This is a genomic window from Kitasatospora sp. NE20-6, assembly GCF_045862635.1.
Window position 1 is genome coordinate 1 of the sequence record NZ_BPRL01000136.1, and the last position, 4,190, is coordinate 4,190.

A 4,190-nucleotide genomic window follows, 5' to 3' on the forward strand; every position below is an offset into this window, starting at 1 on the left:
AGACCGTCTGCGGAGACCACCACCGTGTGCGACACCCCGGGGGTGTTGTCCACGAAATTGGTGATCAGCCAGTTCAGGTTCTGTGCGGCCTGGCTCATCTGACTCAACTCATCGCTCCTGGTGGTTCGAGCCGCCGAAGAGATCGGTGCTGCTGTTCTGGTTGCCGCCACGACCCCGGTTCGGGTCCACGCGGAAGCTGCCGGTGGCCCCCGGGTCACCGACTGCGTTACGTCCCTGCTCCACGCCGCGGCGCAGGTTGGTCAGGCGTCCGCGGACCTCCTCCGGGTTGCGGGAGACCTGGGGGCCTTCCGTCGGAGCAGGCTTGGCGTTGCCGGGCACGAGATTCTGCTTGGGCACGCGGCGCGGCAGACCGGAGGGCGTGGTGCCCCCGGACGCGGGCTCGCGCACCTGCTCGGCGCGCTGCCAGCTGCCGTCGTTCGCCGACTGCCAGGCGGTCGAGGGGCCGGTCGGGCCGGTCGGGCCGTACCCGCCGAGCGACGACACCTCGTGGCCGCGGGACTCCTCCAGGTCGGAGTTGTCCTTCGCACCGGTGAACCAGTTCGGCTTGTCCTCGGCCGACTCGCCGCCGAAGCCGCTGCCGCCGCCGAAGGCACCCCCGCCGCCGGCCAGCTGCTGGCCGGGACGCCGCTGGGGCAGGCCGCTGTCGGCCGTGTGCGCGGCCGGGGCCGCGGGCAGCGCCGGCGGCGTGTCCGCGCCGTAGGCGGGCGCTGCGGGCTGGTTCTCGTAGCCGTACGGCTGGTAGCCGTCGCCCTGGTAGCCGGTCTGCTGCGGGATGCGGTCGTAGCCGCCGTCCTGCCCGTACGGCGCCTGGCCCTGGTACTGGTCGTAGCCGTCCTGGGCGTCGTAGCCCTGGTCGCCCTGGCCCTGGTAGGCGTTCGGGTCGTAGCCCTGGTCCTGGTAGCCGCCGTTGTAGGCGTCCTGGTAGCCGTCCGGGGAGTAGCCCTGGTCCTGGTAGCCGCCGTCCTGCTCGTAGCCCTGGGGGGCGTACTCGTCGGCGTAGGGGGCGTCCGTCTCGATCGCCTCGGCGTCGATGACCTGGTCGCCCGGCCCGGCCTCCAGCGCGGCCGACCGGCGGCGCTCGTCGAGGCGCTGCGAGCGCTGCATGGCCTCCAGCGCGGGGCTGAAGCCGCTGCTGCCGACACCGGTCAGGTGGTCGTCGAAGCCGAGCTCCGCGGCGCTGCGCTGGCCCTGGAGGTCCTGCTGCCAGCCCTGGGTGGGCTCCTGCTCGGAGAAGATCCGGGAGACCGTGAACTCCTCCTCGGGCTCCGGGGCGGCGAGCAGCTGCACCAGGGGCTGCGGGAGCATCACCAGCGACGTGGTGCCGGCGGACTCGCCGGACGGGCGCAGCTGCACGCGGATGTCGTGCCGCTGGGACAGCCGGCCGACCACGAAGAGGCCCATGCGGCGCGAGATGGTGGCGTCGACCGTGGGCGGCTCGGCCAGCTTCTCGTTGATCTCCGCGAAGTCGTCGGCGGTGAGGCCGATGCCCTTGTCGTGGATCTCGACCAGGACGCGGCCGTCGGGCAGGCGCGTCGCGTTGACGAGCACCCGGGTCTGCGGGCTGGAGAACGTGGTGGCGTTCTCCAGCAGCTCGGCCAGGAGGTGGACGAGGTCGGTCACGGCCGCGCCGATGATCTCGGCCTCGGGGATGCCGGCCAGCTCGATGCGCTCGTACTGCTCCACCTCGGAGGCGGCGGCGCGGAGCACGTCGACCAGCGGGACGGGGGTGTTCCAGCGGCGGCCCGGCTCCTCGCCGGCGAGGACGAGGAGGTTCTCGCCGTTGCGGCGCATACGGGTCGCGAGGTGGTCCAGCTTGAAGAGGTTCTCCAGCTGGTCCGGGTCGGCCTCGTTGTTCTCCAGGTCCGTGATCAGCGCCAGCTGGCGCTGGATGAGGCTCTGGCTGCGGCGCGACAGGTTGGAGAAGATCGCGTTGAGGTTGCCTCGGAGCAGGGCCTGCTCGGAGGCGAGGGACACCGCCTGGGAGTGCACCTGGTCGAACGCGCGGGCGACCTCGCCGATCTCGTCGGTGCCGTACAGCGGGATGGGGGAGACCGAGATGTCCACGCGGTCCGGGTCGGTCTTGGAGAGCTTCTCGACCAGGTCGGGCAGGCGGTGGTTGGCGATCTCCAGCGCGGCGCTGTTGAGGGTGCGCATGCCGAGGATCATCGAGCGGGCGATGAAGCCGGTGAGCAGACCGGCCAGCGCGAGCGCGGCGATCACGATGCTGGAGTTGAGGATGGCGTCGTTCTGCGCGCGGGACTTGATGTTCGCGGCGTCGCCGACGACCTCGGTGAGCAGCGCGGACTCGGTGGCGCGCAGGCCGCTCATGTGGCTGGCGCTGGCCTGCTGCCAGTTCTGGACGGTGAGACCGGCGTTCTTCGCGGTGTTGAAGAGCAGGTCGGCCTTTTCCTTGTCCTTGCTGTCGGTCACGCGCAGCGCGGCGTCCGAGTAGGCCAGGCCGATGTTGAGCAGGTTGGTGACGGTCGGCACGGTCTGGCCGTCCGGCATGCGCAGCGGGCTGCGCTGGTCGGCGGCGCCCTGGGCGACGAGCGCGTCGGCGTAGACCTTGGCGTCGGCGGCGCTGGAGCCGGTGTTGAACTCGCTGATCGCGGTCTGCTCCAGCTTCGCGGCGACCAGCAGCGACTGGATGAGCTCGGTGGTCTCGTACTTGGTGACCGTGCCCTGCGAGATGCCGGCGAGCAGGCTGAGCATGAGCGCGCGCTGGGTCGAGGCCGAGGCCTTGGCCAGCGACATCGCGTAGATCGCGCGGCCCTTGCTGGTGATGTTGGAGCTGCCGAAGCCGACCGAGTTGTCGATGGCCAGCAGCGGGGCGAACATCACCGAGTACGCGGCCTGGGTGGCCGAGGCGAGCAGCTCCGGCTTGTAGGCGTTCTCGCGCAGGTGCGGGAGGGCGACCACGAGTTCCTGGAAGGCGGCGTTGCGGCGCTGGAGCGTCTCGTCGTCGGCGATCTTCCCGTAGGCCGTGTTGTACGCCTTGAGGGCGTCGTCGGTCTTCTTGCGCAGGTCCGGGAGCTTGTTCTGCGAGTCGGTGCCGGTGAGGATCGGCACGATCGACAGGTCGCGCTCGTTCTCCAGTGCGTCCGCGAGGTCGGTCGCCGCGTTGGCCAGGCGTGCGGTCTTCACCGCGCGGTCGGCCTTGTGGAAGTCGTCGAGCGAGGTGTTGACGCGCAGACCGCCGAAGACGAGGCCGATGATGACGGGCACGATCATGATCGCGACCAGTCGGGTCGGCACGCGCCAGTTCCGGGGGGAGAGGCTGTCGTACCGGCCGCTCTTCTCCGCGGCCGGCGGTGCGGCCTTGCCCTGGCCGACCGGTCCCGAGGCCGGGCCCGGGCGGTTGCCCGGGCCGCTGAGTATCTGGGTCGGCGGCCCGGCGGGGCCTCGGCCCGTCCGGTCCTCGTTCGCGGCGAACGCGGAGAAACCGCCGGATGCCTGGCCGTTCGTGCCCGGCTCGTCCTGGCGGGGCTCGGTACGCCGCTGCGGGGTGTCTGGCTGCTTACGCCTCACTCGACAACAACCTCTCGGCCGATGGTTCGGCCATGGATCAATCCAGCGGCTACCCCCGCCGGCCGCAGCCCGCTGCTGGGTGAAACTGCCATATGGGGTGACTACGGGGTAGCTGGAATTTCAGCACGTGCAGGGATGGGGGACAAACAGCTCCCTCCGGCCGACCTGTGCCGAAAAAATCGGACAAATGGTGACAACTCGGGTCGAACCGGTGGGTTGACAGTGCACAGTGGATCGAAATCTTCACCAACTGTCACTGTTGATCTCGAAATGCCTACCGAACTGTTATGAGCGGATAAACACGCGCCCGCCCCCGAGCCCTGCCGGGCCATGGAGCGGGCGCGCGCCGTCATCGGTCCTTCCGCCCCGGTCAGCGCAGGCGGGCCAGGAGGGCGTGCTCGACGAGGGTGATGAGGGCGCTCTTGGCGCTGTCCCTGCGTCGGGCGTCGAGGGTGACGACGGGAGTGTCGGGGCCGAGCTGCAGGGCCTCCCGCACCTCGTCCGCGGTGTGGGGCTGGTGTCCGTCGAAGCCGTTGAGGGCGACGACGAAGGGCAGGCCGCTGTTCTCGAAGTAGTCGAGTGCGGGGAAGCAGTCGGCGAGGCGGCGGGTGTCGACGAGGACGACGGCGCCGATGGCGCCG

General features: G+C 70.5%; 3 protein-coding genes. All 3 read right to left on the reverse strand.

The window, feature by feature from the left end:
• Positions 1-98 (reverse strand): roadblock/LC7 domain-containing protein (locus SNE206_RS39715; protein WP_173669913.1); only part of this gene is annotated, 98 nt, incomplete at its 3' end.
• Between the two features lie 10 nt (positions 99-108).
• Positions 109-3,549 carry a nitrate- and nitrite sensing domain-containing protein gene (locus tag SNE206_RS39720; protein WP_407918464.1) on the reverse strand — a complete coding sequence of 1,147 codons (3,441 nt, stop codon included), beginning with the start codon at positions 3,547-3,549 and terminating at the stop codon, positions 109-111.
• A 370-nt stretch (positions 3,550-3,919) separates the two neighbouring features.
• On the reverse strand, positions 3,920-4,190 hold a 271-nt coding region (locus tag SNE206_RS39725), incomplete at its 5' end, for an ATP/GTP-binding protein (RefSeq protein ID WP_407918465.1).